General features: G+C 69.8%; 17 protein-coding genes. 8 read left to right on the forward strand and 9 right to left on the reverse strand.

The window, feature by feature from the left end:
• Positions 1-75: 75 nt before the first annotated feature.
• Positions 76-1,734 (reverse strand): sulfatase-like hydrolase/transferase, encoded by a 1,659-nt coding sequence (locus tag ASD30_RS11460; protein ID WP_156388505.1) that lies wholly within the window; start codon positions 1,732-1,734, stop codon positions 76-78.
• Positions 1,735-1,813: 79 nt separating this feature from the next.
• Here ASD30_RS11460 and ASD30_RS11465 point away from each other — a divergent pair, with 79 nt between their 5' ends.
• The 3 genes from ASD30_RS11465 to ASD30_RS11475 all read left to right on the forward strand — a co-directional run bounded on the left by ASD30_RS11465 (position 1,814) and on the right by ASD30_RS11475 (position 5,437).
• The gene (locus tag ASD30_RS11465) at positions 1,814-3,319 is read left to right on the forward strand and encodes a hypothetical protein (protein ID WP_056681456.1); all 1,506 of its coding nucleotides are present in this window, start codon (positions 1,814-1,816) and stop codon (positions 3,317-3,319) included.
• A gap of 44 nt (positions 3,320-3,363) precedes the next feature.
• The gene (locus ASD30_RS11470; RefSeq protein ID WP_200949831.1) at positions 3,364-5,055 is read left to right on the forward strand and encodes a fumarate hydratase; all 1,692 of its coding nucleotides are present in this window, start codon (positions 3,364-3,366) and stop codon (positions 5,053-5,055) included.
• Between the two features lie 85 nt (positions 5,056-5,140).
• Positions 5,141-5,437 carry a TFIIB-type zinc ribbon-containing protein gene (locus ASD30_RS11475; RefSeq protein ID WP_056681458.1) on the forward strand — a complete coding sequence of 99 codons (297 nt, stop codon included), beginning with the start codon at positions 5,141-5,143 and terminating at the stop codon, positions 5,435-5,437.
• A 43-nt stretch (positions 5,438-5,480) separates the two neighbouring features.
• On the opposite strand, the gene ASD30_RS11480 is transcribed toward ASD30_RS11475, so the two are convergent.
• Positions 5,481-5,819 carry a nuclear transport factor 2 family protein gene (locus tag ASD30_RS11480; RefSeq protein WP_056681459.1) on the reverse strand — a complete coding sequence of 113 codons (339 nt, stop codon included), beginning with the start codon at positions 5,817-5,819 and terminating at the stop codon, positions 5,481-5,483.
• Positions 5,820-5,877: 58 nt separating this feature from the next.
• Between ASD30_RS11480 and ASD30_RS11485 the strand changes: the two genes are divergently transcribed.
• Entirely contained in the window at positions 5,878-6,915 is a 1,038-nt protein-coding gene (locus ASD30_RS11485; RefSeq protein ID WP_200951143.1) for an MBL fold metallo-hydrolase, read from the forward strand.
• Between the two features lie 12 nt (positions 6,916-6,927).
• Here the strand turns inward: ASD30_RS11485 and ASD30_RS11490 are convergent, their stop codons facing one another.
• On the reverse strand, positions 6,928-7,641 hold the full coding sequence (locus tag ASD30_RS11490) for a hypothetical protein (RefSeq protein ID WP_056681461.1): 714 nt from the start codon (positions 7,639-7,641) through the stop codon (positions 6,928-6,930).
• Between the two features lie 68 nt (positions 7,642-7,709).
• On the opposite strand from ASD30_RS11490, the gene ASD30_RS11495 reads away from it, so the two are divergent.
• Positions 7,710-8,375 (forward strand): hypothetical protein, encoded by a 666-nt coding sequence (locus ASD30_RS11495; protein ID WP_056681462.1) that lies wholly within the window; start codon positions 7,710-7,712, stop codon positions 8,373-8,375.
• On the opposite strand, the gene ASD30_RS11500 is transcribed toward ASD30_RS11495, so the two are convergent.
• Positions 8,376-8,972, reverse strand: coding sequence for a TetR/AcrR family transcriptional regulator (locus ASD30_RS11500; protein ID WP_056681463.1), 597 nt, complete (start codon positions 8,970-8,972; stop codon positions 8,376-8,378).
• A 1-nt stretch (position 8,973) separates the two neighbouring features.
• Entirely contained in the window at positions 8,974-10,734 is a 1,761-nt protein-coding gene (locus tag ASD30_RS11505) for an AMP-binding protein (RefSeq protein ID WP_056681464.1), read from the reverse strand.
• Between the two features lie 143 nt (positions 10,735-10,877).
• Here ASD30_RS11505 and ASD30_RS11510 point away from each other — a divergent pair, with 143 nt between their 5' ends.
• Both ASD30_RS11510 and ASD30_RS11515 read left to right on the forward strand, forming a co-directional pair.
• Positions 10,878-12,260, forward strand: a complete 1,383-nt coding sequence (locus ASD30_RS11510) for a class II fumarate hydratase (RefSeq protein WP_056681465.1) — start codon at positions 10,878-10,880, stop codon at positions 12,258-12,260.
• A gap of 1 nt (position 12,261) precedes the next feature.
• Complete coding sequence (locus ASD30_RS11515) at positions 12,262-13,650, forward strand: acyl-CoA synthetase (RefSeq protein WP_056681466.1); 1,389 nt, start codon at positions 12,262-12,264, stop codon at positions 13,648-13,650.
• A gap of 64 nt (positions 13,651-13,714) precedes the next feature.
• On the opposite strand, the gene ASD30_RS11520 is transcribed toward ASD30_RS11515, so the two are convergent.
• The 4 genes from ASD30_RS11520 to ASD30_RS11535 form a co-directional block, all read right to left on the reverse strand.
• On the reverse strand, positions 13,715-15,043 hold the full coding sequence (locus tag ASD30_RS11520) for a hypothetical protein (protein ID WP_156393627.1): 1,329 nt from the start codon (positions 15,041-15,043) through the stop codon (positions 13,715-13,717).
• Between the two features lie 193 nt (positions 15,044-15,236).
• Positions 15,237-15,911, reverse strand: coding sequence for a lytic transglycosylase domain-containing protein (locus ASD30_RS11525; RefSeq protein WP_235529930.1), 675 nt, complete (start codon positions 15,909-15,911; stop codon positions 15,237-15,239).
• A gap of 189 nt (positions 15,912-16,100) precedes the next feature.
• A complete protein-coding gene (locus ASD30_RS11530; protein WP_414858559.1) occupies positions 16,101-17,420 on the reverse strand; it encodes a PhoH family protein in 1,320 nt (439 codons plus the stop codon).
• A 257-nt stretch (positions 17,421-17,677) separates the two neighbouring features.
• Positions 17,678-18,454 carry an isoprenyl transferase gene (locus ASD30_RS11535; protein ID WP_056681470.1) on the reverse strand — a complete coding sequence of 259 codons (777 nt, stop codon included), beginning with the start codon at positions 18,452-18,454 and terminating at the stop codon, positions 17,678-17,680.
• A 91-nt stretch (positions 18,455-18,545) separates the two neighbouring features.
• Here ASD30_RS11535 and trhA point away from each other — a divergent pair, with 91 nt between their 5' ends.
• Positions 18,546-19,265, forward strand: a complete 720-nt coding sequence (trhA, locus tag ASD30_RS11540; protein ID WP_056681471.1) for a PAQR family membrane homeostasis protein TrhA — start codon at positions 18,546-18,548, stop codon at positions 19,263-19,265.
• Positions 19,266-19,270 lie beyond the last annotated feature (5 nt).

The raw sequence follows: 19,270 nt of genomic DNA on the forward strand, positions 1-19,270 counted from the left end.
TCACTGCATTTTGGCAGGAGACTACCCACGCGCGCAGCGGAATCGGGCATCGACCGGCCGGAGCCGGCCATGCGATCAGCGGCTCAAGGACCTGCACACTGCCGGGCGGCACCCGTCGAAGCGTTCGATGCGCCGTTTGAGGTCCTGCACCCACGGCTCGGCGTGGTCTTCCGCGAAGACGTTGCGGTCCTCCCACGGCACGTCGTAGCGGTAGAGCTCCCATGCGTGGTCAGTGCTGGTCCAGGCGTTGTCGAGGTCGAATCGCACCAGCAGTCCGCGGGCACTCCGCACGGCGATGAACGACGGGATGATGTCGATGGTGCCGCCGGACCCCTGGTCCGTGTCGACCTCGCCGGGCTGGGTCTTGGCGTAGGTGTGCTCGAAGAACGCGTAGCGCCCGCCGGCCACCTTCGGCGCGCTCAGCGACCCCGCGAACGAGTTGCCTGCCCGGAACGCCGGACTCTCCACTCCGGCCAGCGCCTCGAAGGTGGGCGCCAGGTCGATGTTGTTGACGAACTGGTTGCGCGCGCCGGGCTGGACGTCGGGACCGACCACCACCAGCGGAACCCGGCTGTCGCTGTCGTAGGGCGTGCCCTTGCCGCCGTTGAGCTGGTGCTGGCCGAGGTGGAAGCCGTTGTCTGCCGTGAGGAAGACGTAGGTGTTCGGACCGACCGCCGCGCGCACCCGCGCGATCAGCCGGTCGATCGACTGCACCATCCGGGCCCGGTCTCGGTAGCGGGTCAGCGCCTGGTCGTCGGTCAGCGAGACCTCGTTGGTGCGCCAGGCCGGTGCGGGCGACGTACGCCCGTCGCGGTGCAGGTACGTCGGGGCGTTGTCGGTGCGGTCGTCGCCGTACCCGACGAGGTCGTCGAGGGTGAGGTCACCGCAGGCGGCGAGGCCGCAGTTGCCGCCGGTCGGATCGCCGGCCGGCGCGCGGTCCGCGAACGCCGAGGGGAACTGCGGGCTGTCGGGGTAGGCGGCCTGGAGCTGGCTGTGCGGTCCGTACGTCGCGATCTCGAGGAAGTACGGCGCGTCCTCGTCGTCGTGGCGCTCGATGAAGTCGATCGCCTTGTCTGCCGCGACATTCGTGGCGTAGCGCTGGTCGCGGGCCTCGACGGGCTGGGTCAGCGCCGGCTTCGGATGGTTGCGCAGCTGCACGTCGCCGTTGTCGTCGAGATAGGTGCTCTTGTAGCCCCACCCGTTGTAGCCGCCGCCGAGGATCGCCTCCCAGTCGCTCCATCCCTGCACCTTCGGGGGTGCGACCAGCTCACCGTCGACGGTCTTCGCCTCGTAGCGGTTCATGAACTTGCCGATGAACCCGGTCGTGTAGCCGCTGTCCTGCAGGGTCACGCTGAACTGCTTAGCGGTGTTGCCGTACTGCTCGAACGCCTCGTAGCCACCGATCGGGTTGTCCGGATCGTTGGGCGTGTTGGTCAGGACGCCGGTCTGGTGCGGGGCCTGGCCGGTCAGCAGGGCCGCCCGCGACGGGCAGCAGAGCGAGTCGATGACGAACGAGTTGTCGTACGACGCGCCCTCGGCCTTCATCTGCTGCGCAGTCGGCATGGTCTCCAGGAGCTCGGTGGAGAAGTCGTCCATCAGGATGAACACGATGTTGGGGCGGGCCTCGGTCTCATCGTCCGGTGGGGCGCTGCCCGCGGTCGGCGCCGCGCCCACGAACGTGGCGAGTGCGAGCACGGCCGTCCCGAGGATCGCTGCCACTGTTCTCTTCTTCACGCAAAGCCTCCAAAGTCACCCGAGTCACTATACTTTTATCACGAGTTTGGCGGAGCCGTGCGCTGGGGAGCATCGCGACATGCCCCGTCGCCACATCTCCACCCTGGTCGCCGTCCTCGCGGTGCTGCTCCTGAGCGGCTGCTTCGGTGACGACGAGGAGGAGGCGCTGTCGGCACTCCCCCGGGTCGAGCGCGCCGCGCAGACCAACCCCGACCGGAACGCCGTCGAGGTGGCCGAGAAGGCCGCCGCCCTCGACCCGTGCGCGCTGTTACGGGCGGCCGATCCAGCGGGCGCGCGTACGACGGGAGCCGTCCCGCAGGCCGACAAGCCCCACTCCTGCTGGATGTCCGACAGCTCGGTCAAGGCCGACGTCTACACCCTCCTGAGCGAGACGCAACGGCACCGACTGGCCCGACGCGACCTGGCCGGCACCGTCTCCTACCGAGCCGACCTGGACTCCGGACAGTGCCTCGTCCACCTGCCGATCAGTCACACCCGCGCCATCAGCTTCAGTGGACTGGCACCGTGCGCCACCGTGACGGCGTACGCCGAAGCCGCCGCCGGCCTGCTGCAGGGCCACCCCGCGCGAGCCACGCGGCCGCGAGGGCTGCAACGCGCCGCGACCTGCGACCTGATCGAGCGGGCCGGCCGCACCCCGGTTCCCTACGAGGGCGCGACCAACTACACCGTGCTCGACCGGTGCCAGGACAAGGAGTCAGGGGCCGATCTCGAGCTCCGGTACCGCAGCACGGACGTGCAGGACTACCAGACGACCCACGAGGTGGCCGGGACGACGGTCCGCGCGAACGGCGACAGCACCGGCTGCTACCTGGAGTGGACGCTCGGCGAGGCTGACGTCGCCGTGCGTGACGGGGACAAGCTCGTCGCCTTCGTGACCGCCGAGTCGTGCCAGCGGGGCCTCACGTTCGCCAGGGCCCTGATCCCGACGGCGACGAAGGTCCCGTCCCCGGACCGCGATCCGGTCGACCTCCTCCATGCGTGGGACGAGGCGGACACGTCTGCGGTGGGTGCCTGCGTCGACATCCAGGACCAGGCAGAGCTGGAGTGTGCTCCGACCGAAGACGCCGACGTGCCGGACAACCGCCGCGACCTCATCATGGAGGCCGAGGCAGACCCGAACGTGCTGTGCGCCGCGGCGACGCCCGTCGTGCGCGAGCACTTCGGTGACTCGTTCACCGGCGTGACCACGGTCGCGCCCCCGAACAGCCTGGTGTTGGCGGCCGACGATGCTCGCGACGGCACCACACAGTGCTCCTTCGCAGATCCGACGCACACCCTGGAGATCTCGGTCGTCATCACCACTGACTCGACGGTGAAATTCCGCGACGGGGACGAGCTCGGCGGTCACCCGGCCCACGTCAACAGGGACGAGGACGCACGGTCGTACGTCGTCGCACGCGACGCCATGGGCGAACCCGGCCTGCTGGCCGTCGACCTGAGGGTCTGGCCGGCACGAGGCAGCGGGATCTACCGAACCTCGAGCGGTGCTCCCGCTCCGGCGGACCGGAAGCCCCTGGAGGCGGCTGACGCCTTCGTCTCGGATCTCGCCAGGACGCTCCTCTGATCCGGAGTCAGGACCGCCCGCCGACCGGAGTAATCTTGACGTCCGTGGCCACCGAACCTGAATTCCGCTATTCCGACCTGCTCCCGACCGGCAAGGACGACACGCCCTACCGGCTGATCACCACCGAGGGCGTCTCCACGTTCGAGGCGAACGGGAAGACGTTCCTGCAGGTCGACCCCGAGGCGATCCAGAAGCTGACCGCGGAGGCGATGCACGACATCAGCCACTACCTGCGCCCGGCCCACCTCGCGCAGCTGCGCAAGATCATCGACGACCCCGAGGCGTCGGGCAACGACCGCTTCGTGGCCACCGACCTGCTCAAGAACGTCAACATCTCCGCCGGCGGCGTGCTGCCGATGTGCCAGGACACCGGCACCGCGATCGTGATGGGCAAGAAGTCCGAGGGCGTGCTCACCGGCGCCGACGACGGCGAGGCGATCAGCAAGGGCGTGTACGACGCGTACACCAAGCTGAACCTCCGCTACTCCCAGCTCGCACCCCTCACGACGTACGAGGAGAAGAACACCGGCACCAACCTGCCGGCCCAGATCGAGCTCTACTCCACGGCCCAGGGTGAGAAGGGGCCTGAGTACAAGTTCCTCTTCATGGCCAAGGGTGGCGGCTCGGCCAACAAGTCGTTCCTGTTCCAGGAGACGAAGGCGATCCTGAACCCCAAGCGGATGCTGGAGTTCCTCGACGAGAAGATCCGCTCGCTCGGCACCGCCGCGTGCCCGCCGTACCACCTGGCCGTGGTCATCGGCGGCACCAGCGCGGAGTTCGCGCTCAAGACCGCGAAGTACGCGAGCGCGCACTACCTCGACAACCTGCCGACCGAGGGCACGATGAGCGCCCACGGTTTCCGCGACCTCGAGCTCGAGGACGAGGTCTTCAAGCTCACCCAGTCGTTCGGCATCGGTGCGCAGTTCGGCGGCAAGTACTTCTGCCACGACGTCCGCGTGGTCCGGCTCCCCCGCCACGGCGCCAGCTGCCCGGTCGCGATCGCCGTGTCGTGCTCGGCCGACCGCCAGGCGCTGGGCAAGATCACCGCCGAGGGCGTCTTCCTCGAGCAGCTCGAGACCGACCCGGCGAAGTACCTGCCCGAGCCCAGCGAGGAGCAGCTGGCCGCGGCCGACGACGTCGTGAAGATCGACCTCACCCAGCCGATGAGCGAGATCCTCGCCGAGCTGGCCAGGCACCCGGTCAAGACCCGGCTCTCGCTGACCGGCCCGCTGGTGGTCGCCCGCGACATCGCGCACGCCAAGATCAAGGACCTGCTCGACGCCGGCGAGGAGATGCCGCAGTACCTCAAGGACCACCCCGTCTACTACGCCGGCCCGGCCAAGACGCCCGAGGGCATGCCGTCGGGCTCGTTCGGTCCGACCACGGCGGGCCGCATGGACTCCTACGTCGACCAGTTCCAGGCGGCCGGTGGCTCGATGGTGATGCTGGCCAAGGGCAACCGCAGCAAGCAGGTCACCGAGGCGTGCCACACCCACGGTGGTTTCTACCTCGGCTCGATCGGCGGGCCCGCGGCGCGCCTGGCCCAGGACTGCATCAAGGACGTCTCGGTGCTGGAGTACGAAGAGCTCGGCATGGAGGCGATCTGGAAGATCGAGGTCGAGGACTTCCCTGCCTTCATCGTGGTCGACGACAAGGGCAACGACTTCTTCACCGACCCGTCGGGCGCGGTGAACATCCCGATCTCGGGCATCCGGGTGCGTTCCAAGGAAGACTGACCGGCGGACGTGGACGACTGAGGGCCTGAGGGAACGCCGGGCGGTCGCCGTACGTTGGCTGGGCAGGCAACGAAAGGAATCCCCCATGCAGTGCCCCACCGACGGCGCCACCCTCGTGATGAGCGAGCGCAGCGGCATCGAGATCGACTACTGCCCGACCTGTCGCGGCGTCTGGCTCGACCGTGGCGAGCTGGACAAGATCATCGACCGGTCGATGACCCAGGCTCCTCCGGCCCCCGCCGCACCTGCTCCCCCGCAGCAGCGGTACGACGACCGCGACCGCTCGTCATCGTCGTACGACCGAGACCGCGACCGTTCCTACCAGCAGCAGCCCTACCGCAAGAAGAAGAAGGAGAGCTGGCTCAGCGAGCTCTTCGACTGATCCGGCCGCCCCGGCATGCCCAGTGTGCCGGGCACCGGCCCGGTCAGGCCCGACCGCCGAAGAACACCTGTATCTCGGTGATCAGGCCGTCACGCACCGTGATGAGCTCGGTGTTCCGGTAGCGCTCCCCGGTCGTCAGCTCGTACTCGTACATGAGGAAGACCCCGCCGTCGCCGGCTTCCACGACGTGGAGGACCTCCTGTGAGGTGAACCGGTCGGCGGTCGGGAAGCACACCTCGAGGTAGGTCGCCTTGTCGATGTGGTCGTCCTGGGGACTCGTGAACGTCACGTCGTCGGCCAGCAGCCCGGTGGCCGTCGGCAGGTCCTGGGCCCGGAAGGCACCCAACATGGCGCGGACGGTCTCCGTGTTCGACAGGGTCATCCTTCGAACCTACTCGCCCTGGCCGCGGTGCTTGGGCGGGTGAGCGAGAATCAGGAGCGTGACCCTCCAGCGACTCCCCCTGCTCCGCAGCCTCGGCACGCGACCTCCCGCCGATGCGTTCGCGGACTCCCCGCAATACCGCGACGGGTCCTTCCACAACAGTCGACCATCCCTCATGGTCGAGGAGACGAGCCGGGCCTCGATCGCCCGCGACTTCGCCCGGAAGGGCCGCACGGGCAGGCCCAGCGGCCCGGTCCCGCTGGCCACACCCGCACTGCCGGCGACGGCCGACCAGTGCGCCGCGACCTGGCTCGGCCACGCCACCGTCCTGCTCGAGGTCGGCGGCCACTGGGTGCTGGCCGACCCGGTGTGGAGCGACCGTGTCTCGCCCGCGTCGCGCGTGGGTCCGCGCCGGCACCACCCGGTGCCGCTGGCGCTGCGTGAGCTGCCGCGGCTGAGTGCGGTGCTCATCTCGCACGACCACTACGACCACCTCGACACCGGGACCATCGAATGGCTGGCCCGGCACCAGGAGGTCGTCTTCGTGGTGCCGCTCGGCATCGGCAGCCACCTGCGCCACTGGGGAGTCCCGGAGCAGCGCATCGTCGAGCTCGACTGGGGCCAGTCGCACACCGTCGACGACCTCGTCCTCACCTGCACCGAGGCACAGCACTTCTCCGGCCGACTCTTCGCCCCGAACCCGACGTTGTGGTCGTCGTGGGTGGTGGCCGCCGGCGAACGGCGGGTCTTCTTCGGAGGGGACTCCGGCTGGACCGACGCGTTCGAGGCCATCGGGTCGGCGTACGGCCCCTTCGACCTGACCGTGCTGCCGATCGGCGCCTACGACAAGCGCTGGCCCGACGTCCACATGGACCCTGCCGAGGCACTGCGCGCGCACCGGGTGCTCGGCGGCAACGCGCTGCTGCCGATCCACTGGGCCACGTTCGACCTCGCCTTCCATCGTTGGGCCGAGCCGATCGAGTGGCTGGTGCGCGAGGCGGACGGCGTGCGCGTGGCGGCGCCGATGCCCGGCCAGAGGTTCACCCCGGACGACGCGCTGCCGATCGACGCGTGGTGGTCCGGACCGGGGCGCTGACGGGCCCGGAGATCAACGCAGCGGACCCTCGTGGAAGTGGTCCAGCGCGGCCATCATCTTCGGCTGGAGCGCCTCAGGGTTCTTGATCGGGCTCGGTGCGATCACCGACACCGACGTGTAGACGCCGTCAGAGCAGGCCTGCGCGTTGATGCTGAGCGGCTCGTCGGGTGACGGCACGACGTTGACCACGTTGTTGGATCCCTCGGGTCGGCCCTGGATGTCGACCACCATCGTGGTGAACAGGTCGCAGGCCTGGTCGGGGTCGAGCCCGTCACCCGACTCGAGCAGGTCGAGTCCCTCCTGCAGCTTGGCCTGGTTCTCCGCGTCGTCGAGGAGGCCCTGGTCGATCACCTGCCTGATCGCCACCTTCACCGTGCGCGCCCAGACGTCAGCCGGCGTGATCGACACGTTCAGCTGGCTCAGGTCGCCGCTCAGCCTGGCCACGCACGTGGGCGAACCCGCGACCGTCAACAGCCGCACCTCGTCGGGCGTGGCGATCGCGCGGACCTCGTCGGCGTCGAGCAGTGCCTCGCAGTCGTCGTCGCTCTGCGCCATGCCGCTGTCGTCCGTGGGCTCGGTCGGGATCTCCGTCGTCGACTCCGTCGGTGAGTCGGACGAGGAGGCCGCGGACGCCGGGTCGCCGGCGCGCCCGGAGGCCCCCTGGTCGTCGGAGCACCCCGCCAGGAACAGGGCTGGTACGACGAACGCGGCGAGAAGGCACTTCATGGGGACATCCTGCCCGTCCGACGCACCCGCCACACCCGACGGCCAGTCGCATCCGCCAGAGTGGACCCATGGATTCCGTCGAGATCGCGCGCCACGAATCCCCGCGCGGCGAGGTCGTGCTGCGCGAACGCCGCGAGGACAACGCCCCTACCGTGCTGGAGCTGCGGGTCAACGGCGTGTTCGTGATGGACACCCTTGAGACCAGCAGTGAACGAGCCCTGGCCACCGCCGCACTCGGCCTGGTCGACCGCCCGGGCAGCGTGCTGGTCGGCGGACTCGGGCTGGGCTTCACGCTTGCCGAGGTGCTCGCCGATCGCCGCGTGGAGTCCTGCACCGTGGTCGAGCTGGAACAGTCACTGGTCGACTGGATGCGCGACGGCACGATCTCGCACGGCCCCGCGCTGCTGGCCGACGAACGCCTCGACGTGGTCGTCGCGGACGTCGCCACCGCGTTGGCCGAGGCGGACGATTCGGCGTACGACCTGGTCCTGCTCGACGTCGACAACGGCCCCGACTACCTCGTGCACGACGCCAACGAGGCGATCTACCTGCCGCCGTTCCTGCAGGCCGCACGTCGGGTGACCCGTCAGGTGCTGGCCATCTGGTCGGCGGCCGAGACCTCCACGCTGCAGACCGCGATGACCGAGGTGTTCGGCAACTGCGAGCCCCTGTCGTACGACGTCCAGCTCGGCACGCGCGAGGAGAAGTACTGGCTCTACGTCAGTCGAGTCTGACTAGGAGCCGATGCCGGGGAGCGTGGCCAGCACGGCAGCCCACTGCGCCAGGTCGGCCTTGCGGCGCTGCAGGTCGCTGCGCAACAGGGCACCGAGGCCGACGCCGCGGGTCAGATCGATGGTCAACCGCACCGACTCGGCGGCCCGCGGCTCCCTCCGGTCGACCTCCAGCAGCTCGGCGGTGGTGCGGAACAGCTCGCGACTGAAGCGCTGCTCGAGTGGCAGCACCAGGGCGCGCAGCCCCGGGTCGGTGGCGGCGGCGACCCACAGCTGGGTGGCCGCCCGCCCGAAGCGTCCGGCCCACATGTCGGTGAGCAGCTCGACCACGGCCAGCGGCCGGTTCCCTCCCTCGGCGAAGTGCGCCTCCTGCTCGCGCATCTCGCGGGTGAGCTCGTCGGTGACCGACTCGACGGCGGCACGCACCAGGTCGTCGCGGGTCGCGAAGTGATGCTGGGCCGCGCCGCGGGACACGCCCGCGCGCGCGGCCACCGCCACCACCGTGGTGCCCGACCAGCCGACCTCGGCGAGGTTGTCGATGGTGGCGTCCAGCAACCGCTGCCGGGTGGCCCGAGATCTCTCCTGCTGCGGCTGGCTCATGTCACTCGTAGAGTCGCGTGATCACGTCGGCGTACTTGTCGTTGATCGGCTTGCGGCGCAGCTTGAGGGTCGGGGTGAGCACCTCGCTGCCAGGCAGCCAGAACTCCGGCAGCACCTCTACCTTCTTGACCTGCTCGACCCGCGACAGCTTGGCGTTGCCCGCGTCGACTCCGGCCTGCACGGCAGCGAGCAGCTCCGGGTGCTTGGCCAGCGTGGCCGGGTCCGCCGCCACGCCCGCCTTCTCGGCGAACGCGGCAGCAGCGTCGGGGTCGAGCGTCACCAGGGCCACGTTGTAGGGGCGGCCGTCGCCGATCACGGTGATCGTGGCGGCCAACGGGGTGGTCACCTTGAGCGTGTTCTCGATGTTGGACGGCGACATGTTCTTGCCCGAGGAGCTGATGATCAGCTCCTTCTTGCGGTCGACGATGGTCAGGTAGCCGTCGGCGTCGAGGGTGCCGACGTCGCCGGTGTGCAGCCAGCCGTCCTCGTCGATCGCCTCGCGTGTCTTCTCCGGGTCCTTGCGGTAGCCGGGCATGACGCCGGGCCCGCGGAACAGCACCTCGCCGTCCTCGGCGATGCGGATCTCGGTGCCGGGCAGTCCGGGGCCGACGCTGCCGACCTTGGCCTTGCCGGGCGGGTTGATGGTGCCGGCCCCCGAGAGCTCCGACATGCCCCACAGCTCGCACACGTTGACGCCCAGGCCCATGAAGAACTTCAGCGTCTCGGGCGCGATCGCGGCGGCACCCGACCAGGCCCACTTGAGCTCGGACATGCCGAGCGCCTCGCGCACCTTGGAGAGCACGAGCTTGTCGGCCAGCCCGACCTGCAGGCGGTCGAGGGTGCCGAGCTGCTTGCCGGTGAGCACGGCCTCGGCACGCATCGCGGCCAGCTCGAGGGCCCAGGCGAACATCTTCTTCTTGACCGGGGACTCCTCGGCGGCGAGCTTCGCCTCGACGGCCATCTTGATCTTCTCCCAGACCCGCGGCACGGCGAACCAGATCGTCGGCCGGGCGTCGGGCAGGGCGGCCGCGATCGCGCGCGGGTCGTCCACATAGGTGACCTGTACGCCGCTGGTGGCCGCGAAGTACTGCGCGGACGCACGGTCGGCGATGTGGGCCGCGGGCAGGAAGGACGTGATCCGGTCGCCGAACTCGACCGGCACCACCTTCAACGCGGACTCCACCGTGTCGATGATGTTGGCGTGGGTCAGCTGCACGCCCTTCGGCGGTCCGGTGGTGCCCGAGGTGTAGATCAGGGTGAGGACGTCGTCGGGCTGGACCGCCCGCCAGGCGGCTTCGAAGTCGAAGTCCGGGTCGCCCGAGGCCTCCAGCTCCTCGAGGCTCATCGTGGCTCCCTCAGGCTTCCCGTCGACCACGATCACGTGCTCGAGCGAGATCCCGGAGGCGAGGATCGCCGGGAGCAGCGCGGTCTCGGTGACCACTGCCGTGTTCTCCGCGTTGCCGAAGAGGTAGTCGATCTGGTCCGGCGACGAGGTGTTGTAGATCGAGAACGCGATCACGCCGAGGTGCATGGCTCCGGCGTCGACCCAGGCGAACTCGGGGCGGTTGGTCAGCATGAGCGCAAGGGTGTCCCCGCGCTCCAGGCCGAGCTTGGCCAGGCCCGCGGCAACCTTGCGGACGCGGTCGGCGTACTCCTGCCAGGTGACGGAGACGGCATCACCCGGCGTGCGCAGGGCCACGGCGGACGGCTGGACCGTGACGGTGCGTTGGAACGCTGCACAGACGGTGGTGGGCTGGGGCATGGGTGGCGGGTCTCCCTCTGAGCGATCGATGGCCGAATGTAAGCCACGTCACACACGCAAAGCAAGCACTCCTGATTGTTTTCGGACCCACTGGGCCGTCTCTCTCAAACTGCCGTTTGAGAGACATGGCCTAGCCTCGAGGCATGAGCGACTTCCGCATCGAACACGACTCCATGGGCGAGGTGCAGGTGCCTGCCAAGGCGCTGTGGCGGGCGCAGACGCAGCGCGCCGTGGAGAACTTCCCCATCAGCGGCACCCGCCTCGAGGACGAGCACGTCATCGCCCTGGCCCGGGTCAAGGCGGCCGCCGCGAAGGTGAACGCCCGGCTCGGTGTGATCGACGAGTCGGTGGCCGAGGCGATCGGCGAGGCCGCCGCGGCGATCGGCGACGGCCAGCACCTCGACCACTTCCCGATCGACGTGTTCCAGACCGGCTCGGGCACCAGCTCCAACATGAACATGAACGAGGTGCTGGCCACCCTGGCCGCACGGGCCGGGGTCGAGGCGCACCCCAACGACGACGTCAACGCCAGCCAGTCGAGCAACGACACGTTCCCGACCTCGATCCACGTCGCGGCCGCCACGGCGACCCACGACCGGCTGGTCCCCGCGCTCGACCACCTGGCCGCCGCCCTCGAGGCCAAGGCGGTCGCGTTCGCAGACATGGTGAAGTCGGGCCGCACCCACCTGATGGACGCCACCCCGGTGATGCTGGGGCAGGAGTTCGGCGGGTACGCCGCGGCCTGCCGGCTCGGCATCGAGCGACTGGAGTCGACCCTGCCGCGGGTGCTCGAGCTCCCCCTGGGCGGTACGGCGGTGGGCACCGGCATCAACACGCCGCCCGGGTTCGCCGCGGCCGTGATCGAGGAGCTGGCCGAGGCGACCGGCCTGCCGTTCACCGAGGCCCGCAACCACTTCGAGGCACAGGGCGCCCGCGACGCGTTGGTCGAGCTCTCCGGCCAGCTGCGCACGATCGCGGTCAGCCTCACCAAGCTCTGCAACGACCTGCGCTGGATGTCGTCGGGCCCGAGCACCGGCCTGGCCGAGATCCACCTCCCCGACCTGCAACCCGGCTCGAGCATCATGCCGGGCAAGGTGAATCCGGTGCTCCCCGAGGCGACGCTGATGGTGTGCGCCCAGGTGATCGGCAACGACGTCACGATCACCACCGCCGGCGCCTCGGGCAACTTCGAGCTCAACGTGATGATGCCGGTGCTGGCCCGCAACCTCCTGGAGTCGATCCGACTGCTCACCACCTCGACCCGGCTGCTCGCCGACCGGTGCATCGACGGCATCGAGCCCGACGTCGAGCGGATGCGGACCTACGCCGAGTCCTCGCCGTCCGTGGTCACGCCGCTGAACCGCTACCTCGGCTACGAGGCTGCGGCCAAGGTGGCCAAGAAGTCGCTGGCCGACGGGGCCACCATCCGCGAGACGGTGATTGCGCTGGGCTTCGTCGACGACGGCACCCTGACCGAGCAGCAGCTCGACGAGGCGCTCGACGTGGCCTCGATGACGAGGCCCTGACATGGCGGAAGCGCTGCTGCCCGGCCTGCTCCGAGCCCGCACCGACCGGCACCTGAGCGTCGCCGGCACCACCACCAGCCACGCCGACCTGCTGGCCGCCGCCGCGGTCGTGGCCGACTCGCTGGCCGGTCGGAGACGCGTGGCGGTGCTCGCGACGCCGACGATGTCGACCGTGCTCGCCGTGACCGGGGCCCTGCTGGCCGGCGTCGAGGTCGTGCCCGTGCCACCCGACTCCGGGGCCGCCGAGCTGCGCCACATCCTCTCCGACGCGACACCCGACGCCTGGCTGGGCGCGGCGCCAGACGACACGTCCTTGCCCGCGCTCGAGATCGACGAGACGGCCAGGGCGTCGTACACGCCGGTGCAGGTCGACCCGGAGCGCATCGCCTTCGTGCTCTACACCTCGGGCACCACCGGCCTGCCCAAGGGTGTGCTGCTCTCCCGCCGCGCACTCACGGCCGGGCTCGACGGCCTCATCGACGCCTGGGCATGGACCAGCGACGACGTCCTCGTGCACGGCCTTCCACTGTTCCACGTGCACGGCCTGGTGCTGGGCGTGCTCGGCCCGCTGCGCATCGGAGGCAGCCTCGTGCACGTCGGCCGCGGCACGCCCGAGGCGTACGCCGGGGCGAAGGGCACCATGTACTTCGCGGTCCCGACCATCTGGTCACGCCTGGCCGAGTCGCCAGACCATGCCCGCGAGCTGACCGGCGCGCGACTGCTGGTCTCGGGCAGCGCGGCCCTGCCGGTGCCGGTCTTCGAGCGCCTCAAGGAGCTCACCGGCCACGAGGTGGCCGAGCGCTACGGCATGAGCGAGACCCTGATCACCGTGGCCACGCGGGCCGACGGCGTACGACGGGCCGGTTGGGTCGGCGTGCCGGTCGCGGGGGTCGAGACCAGGCTGCGCGACGAGCACGGCGCCGACGTGCCGCACGACGGCGAGTCCGTCGGCCGGCTCGAGGTGCGCGGCGCCACCTTGTTCGACGGCTACCTCAACCGCGCCGAGGCGACTGCCGAGACGTTCACCGACGACGGCTGGTTCGTCACCGGAGACGTGGCGGTGATCGACGCGGACGGCGCGCACCGCATCGTCGGGCGCGAGTCGGTCGACCTGATCAAGTCGGCCGGCTACCGCATCGGCGCCGGCGAGATCGAGTCGACGCTGCTCGGGCACCCGGCGGTCGCCGAGTGCGCCGTGATCGGCGCCCCCGACCCCGACCTGGGCCAGAAGATCGTGGCGTTCGTGGTGGCCCGCACACCGGTCAGCGCCGCGGACCTCACGTCGTACGTCGGCGAGGAGCTCTCCGCGCACAAGCGGCCGAGGGAGATCGTGTTCGTCGATGCCCTGCCCCGCAACGAGATGGGCAAGGTGCAGAAGAAGCGGCTCTAGACCTGAAGTGGCGCTGGGCCTGGTGACCGACCGTCAACGGTCGGCCACCAGCCCACCCCCGCCCTCAGCGACGCGTCAGTGACTGAGCGCGCCAGACCACCGTGGACAGGTTGCCGACCTTGTCCTGGGCGATCACGTTGTAGACCAGCTGGCCCTTGGCCAGGCGCGGCAGGCGCGCCGTCCAGGTACCGGTGGCGGTGGGCACCACGACCCTGATGCCCGACTTGCGCAGCGCGGCCGACTTGGTCGTGCCGGCCTTGACCCACGTGCCGGTGGCGGGCCGGAAGGCGTACCAGGCCGCGCCCCGCTTCTCGACGGCGCGGACTCGCACCTGGCGGACGCCGGTGCCGCTGTCACGGGCCACACCACGCAGGGTGGTCCACTTGCGCACCGACGTGCGCGGGGCACGCGGCAGCGTCAGCCGGACCACGGGGCGGGCGGTGTCTGCCTTGACCGTCACGGCGCCGACCTCGACCGGAACGCTGTTCTGGGCCTCGTCGGTCAGCGTGACGCTCGGCGTGAACGGGCCGGCGGTGCGGTAGACGTGGGCCAGCACGGTGCCGGTCGTCCAGAGAACCAGCGGAGTGCCGTCTCCCCAGTCGACGCGTCGTTCGATCAGGTTGCCCGGCGTCCAGTTGTCGACGAGCGCGTCCTGCGTGAGCTGGACCTTGGTGAGCTTCGCCCACGCCGTTGCCGGGCTCAGGGTGAACGCGCCGGTGGGTGCGGCGTGGTCGTTGACGACCACCGCGTCCAGGGTGAGCTCACGGGTGTTCCCGGCCAGGTCGGTCAGGCGCACCCGGGGCACGTAGCGCGCCTCGGTCGTCGGGTAGACGTGGACGAGCGACGTGCCGGTCGACCACTCCTGCTCGGTGGAGTCACCCCAGGTGACGGTGCGAGTGATGGAGTCGGCTGCCGTGACGTCGTCCGACAGCGCGGCCTGGGTCACGGTCGTGGTGTAGCCGTCGGCGTCGACCGACACGTCGAACGCGCCGGTCGGCGCGGTGAGGTCGGCCAGCACCTTGGCGCCCGACTGGACGAGCTTCCCCCTGCGGGTGCCGGCGTACGGCGTCACACGGACCCTGACCGACGTGCCGGGCCGGGCCGTCGTGAACGCAGTCCAGGCTTCGTCGGTGACGGTCTCGGAGTCGAGCACGACGCCTGCTGCGTCGACCAGCTGGACCCGGTACGTGGTGGCCCGGCTGGCCTGGTTCCACGTCGCCGGGACCACGTAGGCCGCGGCAGGCTTGGTGATCGCGCCGGCGACGAGGCCGGTGACGGCTCCCGGCCTGACCGGCGGGGCGGCCACGCTGGGTGAGATGGAGGCGACCAGCGTGATGCCGGTGGCCACGGCGAGAGCGGGCAGAGTCCTGCCCAGGAAATTTTGTGCGCGCACGGCGACACCTTTCGGATCAGTCCCGGTGGCACCCGGATCCGAAAAGTCGGTCCCCCCAGGTGCCCTGTGTTCCGAGCATGGAGGGTGTGCGCCGCACCACGTGCGGAAATGGAGCTGAACCGGCGGATCAGCCGGTGCGCGCGTGACCCGTTCGAACCAGACTAGACAACTGGCCGGTCGGATCGAGGGCGACTCAGTACCAGTTGTGGCTCTGGCTGTGGCCCCAGGCGCTGCACGGAGTGCCGTAGCGGTCCTGGATGTAGCCCAGTCCCCAGCGGATCTGGGTGGCCGGGTTGGTTGCCCAGTCGGCACCGGCCGAGCTCATCTTGGAGCCGGGCAGCGCCTGCGGGATGCCGTACGCCGAGGAGCTGGGGTTGTCCGCGCTGGGGTTCCAGCCGCTCTCCTTGGTCCACAGCGAGTCGAGGCAGCCGAACTGGTCGGAGCCGAAGCCGAACTCGGAGAGCAGGGCCCGGGCGACACCACGCGGGTCGTCGTCGGTGGCGTCCTCGGTCTCGATGACCGCGTTGCCGGTGGGCGTGCTCGCGGCAGCGGTCAGCTCGGCCTGCTTGGTCCGGTCGAGGTCGCTGCGACGGTCGGAGCGCGAGGGCTCGTCGTCACCGCGGCGTTCGGCGATCTCCTGGGCACTGAGCGGGGCCACGGATCCGAGGTCGGCAGCCATCGGCGCGACGTCTCGCTTCGCGGCTGCACCGTCACCGAACATGCCGGTTGCGACGGTGGAGCCAGTGGCGGCCACGGCGATCGAAGAGAGGACCAGCGTGTTGCGCAGAGCCTTCTTCGGTACGCCCGCTGCCCGGAGTTGCCGGTGCTTGGGGTCGTACTTCTTGTGCTTGGACAAAGGGGTACCCACGGGGTAGACATCGGGACTGATCGATCCGCCAACATGCCCCCCGGCGCGCGAAAGATCTTGACCACCTTGCATGAAGGGGCCAGTGGAGGCAAACCGGACACGGCAAATTCACAGGCGAGCCCGGTCACACCCGCGCTTCACCAGTCACACGGGTCACACCGGGCTCGCCTCGTCCCAGAGGTGACGGGACTACATCGTGATGTTCTCCAGCATCTCCGTGACCAGCGCCGCGATCGGGGACCGCTCGGACCTGGTCAGCGTGACGTGCGCGAACAACGGGTGGCCCTTGAGCTTCTCGACCACGGCGACCACGCCGTCGTGGCGGCCGACCCGCAGGTTGTCGCGCTGGGCCACGTCGTGGGTCAGCACGACCTTGGAGTTGGCGCCGATCCGCGAGAGCACGGTGAGCAGCACGTTGCGCTCCAGGGACTGCGCCTCGTCGACGATCACGAACGCGTCGTGCAGCGAGCGGCCGCGGATGTGGGTCAGCGGCAGCACCTCGAGCATGCCGCGGTCCATGACCTCCTCGATCACGTCGCGCGTGGTGAGGGCGCCGAGGGTGTCGAAGACTGCCTGGGCCCACGGCGACATCTTCTCGTTCTCGGAGCCGGGCAGGTAGCCGAGCTCCTGGCCGCCGACGGCGAACAGCGGACGGAAGACCACGACCTTCTTGTGCTGGCGGCGCTCCATCACCGCCTCGAGGCCCGCGCACAGTGCCATCGCCGACTTGCCGGTGCCGGCGCGGCCTCCGAGCGAGACGATGCCGACGTCGGGGTCGAGCAGCATCTCCAACGCGATGCGCTGCTCGGCGGACCGGCCGTGCACGCCGAACGCCTCGCGGTCGCCGCGCACCAGGTGCACCTGCTTGTCGGGACCGACCCTGCCCAGGGCGGTGCCACGGTCGGAGAGCAGCACCAGGCCCGTGTGGCAGGGCAGCGCGCGTGCCGACTCGAGGTCTACCACGCCGTCGTCGTACAGCTCGTCGAGGTCGGCCGAGGCCACCTCGAGCTCGGCCATGCCGGTGTGGCCGGAGTCCTCGTTGACGGTCTCGGCGCGGTATTCCTGAGCGTCGAGGCCGACCGAGGAGGCCTTGATCCGCAGCGGGAGGTCCTTGGAGACCAGGGTGACCAGGGCGCCCTCGTTGGAGAGGTTCTGCGCCACGGCCAGGATCCGGGTGTCGTTGTCGCCCAGGCGGAACCCGCTGGGCAACGACGTCGGGTCGGTGTGGTTGAGCTCGACGCGGATCGTGCCGCCCGCCTCACCGACCGGGATCGGCTTGTCCAGCCGGCCGTGCGTCACCCTCATCTCGTCGAGCTGGCGCAACGCGGAGCGGGCGAAGTAGCCCAGCTCCGGGTGGTGGCGCTTGCCTTCGAGTTCGGTGATGACGACGACGGGCAGGACCACCTCGTGCTCGTCGAACCGGTGCATGGCACCCGGGTCGGCGAGCAACACGCTCGTGTCGAGCACGTAGGTGCGGGTGGGGACGGTCTTGCTCTGCTTGGAGGCCACGGATCTCACCCTTTACGAACCGGCGCGCGCACTCCCGCTCCCGGCCCTAACTCATCCACATGGACCGGGAAATCGCCCGAAGACCGGAGTGCCGGCCTCCGTAGGCACACGCCACCCCAGCGGCTGTGCAACAGTCGTGAAACTTCACGTCCGGGCCTCCCGATACAGCGAGCTTCCCCACTCGCCGGTACCTCCGAAATTACGCCCCCGGTGGGTGGAACCCGGGCGACACGCCCGAACGCAGGGTGAAGGTTGCGTTACGCGCCGAAGCGACGCTCGCGCTCGGCGTACGCCCGGATCGCGCGGAGGAAGTCGACCCGTCGGAAGTCGGGCCAGAGCGCCTCGCAGAAGTAGAACTCGCTCTTCGCGCTCTGCCACAGCAGGAACCCGCCGAGCCGCTGCTCCCCCGACGTGCGGATGACGAGGTCGGGGTCGGGCTGGCCCTTGGTGTAGAGGTGCTCACTGATGCTGTCGACGTCGATCTCGTTGGCGAGGTCCTCGAGCGAGGTCCCCTTCTCGGCGTGTTCGAGGACCAGCGATCGGACCGCGTCGGCGATCTCGCGGCGGCCGCCGTACCCCACCGCGATGTTGACCAGCATGCCGTCGACGTCACGCGTGGCGTCCTCGCACTCCTTGAGCCGGCGGGCGGTGTTCGCCGGGAGCAGGTCGAGGGCGCCGACCGGGTGCAGCCGCCAGCGCTTCTGGTCGGCCAGGGAGGCGACGGCCTCCTCGATGATCGTCATCAGCGGCTCGAGCTCGGCGGCGGGGCGGTTCAGGTTGTCGGTGGAGAGCAGCCACAGCGTGACCACCTCGATGCCGACCTCCTCGCACCAGCCCAGCAGCGGCTCGATGTTGGCGGCCCCGGCACGGTGTCCGTGGGCGGTGTCGGCCCCGACGGCCTTGGCCCAGCGCCGGTTGCCGTCGAGCATCACGCCGACGTGCTTGGGGAGCTGGTCGGTCGGGAGGAACTTCACGACCCGTGCTTCGTATGCCGGGTAGAGCACCCGTCGAATCGCCCGCTTCCAGTCCGCCACGTCTCGATGTTACCGGCGTGTGGTCCCTGACTCGGGTGACCTGGCCCTCATTCGCACGCGCGCCAACCTACGGTGGCGTAAGTTGGAGCGCATGAACGACATGATCCGCACACGTCTAGACGACGCAGTCGACCGCGCCCAGGACAAGCTGGCGGACGTCAAGCCCAAGCTCCGGGGCTGGCTGCACGCCTGCACGGCGCCACTGGCCCTGGCCGCTGGCATCGTCCTGATCGCCTTGTCGCCCACGCAGTCCACCCGTGTCGCCTCGGCCGTCTTCGCGGCCAGCGCGCTCGTGTTGTTCACGGTCTCCGCGATCTATCACCGCGGCACCTGGTCTCCCCGCACCTGGGCCTTCCTCCGGCGCTTCGACCACGCCAACATCTTCGTGCTGATCGCCGGCTCCTACACGCCCTTCGCGGTGCTGTTCCTCGAGGGCTCGGCACGCTTCACCCTGCTGGCCGTGGTGTGGTCGGCCGCCATCCTGGGCGTCTTCTTCCGGGTGTTCTGGACCGACGCGCCGCGCTGGCTCTACACGCCGATGTACATCGCGCTCGGCTGGGCGGCGGTCTTCTTCATCCCGCAGTTCATCGAAGGATCCGACCGGTTCAGCAACGGCATCGCCATCGCCGTGCTCACCCTGGTCGCGGCCGGCGGCGTGCTCTACACGCTGGGCGGCGTGGTCTACGGCTTCAAGCGCCCCGACCCGGCCCCGTCGTGGTTCGGCTTCCACGAGGTCTTCCACACGTTCACGATCCTCGCCTTCATCACGCACTACGTCGGCGTCTCCTTGGCGACGTACAGCCTGCGCTGACCAGC

It is taken from the genome of Nocardioides sp. Root140 (assembly GCF_001426745.1).
In the GTDB taxonomy this organism is placed as follows: Bacteria; Actinomycetota; Actinomycetes; order Propionibacteriales; family Nocardioidaceae; genus Nocardioides.

Excerpts from the sequence above, each read along its gene's own strand:
- ASD30_RS11465 (WP_056681456.1), top strand. The coding sequence starts at position 1,814 with ATGCCCCGTCGCCACATCTCCACCCTGGTCGCCGTCCTCGCGGTGCTG.
- ASD30_RS11475 (WP_056681458.1), top strand. The coding sequence starts at position 5,141 with ATGCAGTGCCCCACCGACGGCGCCACCCTCGTGATGAGCGAGCGCAGC.
- ASD30_RS11480 (WP_056681459.1), bottom strand. The coding sequence starts at position 5,819 with ATGACCCTGTCGAACACGGAGACCGTCCGCGCCATGTTGGGTGCCTTC.
- ASD30_RS11490 (WP_056681461.1), bottom strand. The coding sequence starts at position 7,641 with ATGAAGTGCCTTCTCGCCGCGTTCGTCGTACCAGCCCTGTTCCTGGCG.
- ASD30_RS11495 (WP_056681462.1), top strand. The coding sequence starts at position 7,710 with ATGGATTCCGTCGAGATCGCGCGCCACGAATCCCCGCGCGGCGAGGTC.
- ASD30_RS11500 (WP_056681463.1), bottom strand. The coding sequence starts at position 8,972 with ATGAGCCAGCCGCAGCAGGAGAGATCTCGGGCCACCCGGCAGCGGTTG.
- ASD30_RS11505 (WP_056681464.1), bottom strand. The coding sequence starts at position 10,734 with ATGCCCCAGCCCACCACCGTCTGTGCAGCGTTCCAACGCACCGTCACG.
- ASD30_RS11510 (WP_056681465.1), top strand. The coding sequence starts at position 10,878 with ATGAGCGACTTCCGCATCGAACACGACTCCATGGGCGAGGTGCAGGTG.
- ASD30_RS11515 (WP_056681466.1), top strand. The coding sequence starts at position 12,262 with ATGGCGGAAGCGCTGCTGCCCGGCCTGCTCCGAGCCCGCACCGACCGG.
- trhA (WP_056681471.1), top strand. The coding sequence starts at position 18,546 with ATGAACGACATGATCCGCACACGTCTAGACGACGCAGTCGACCGCGCC.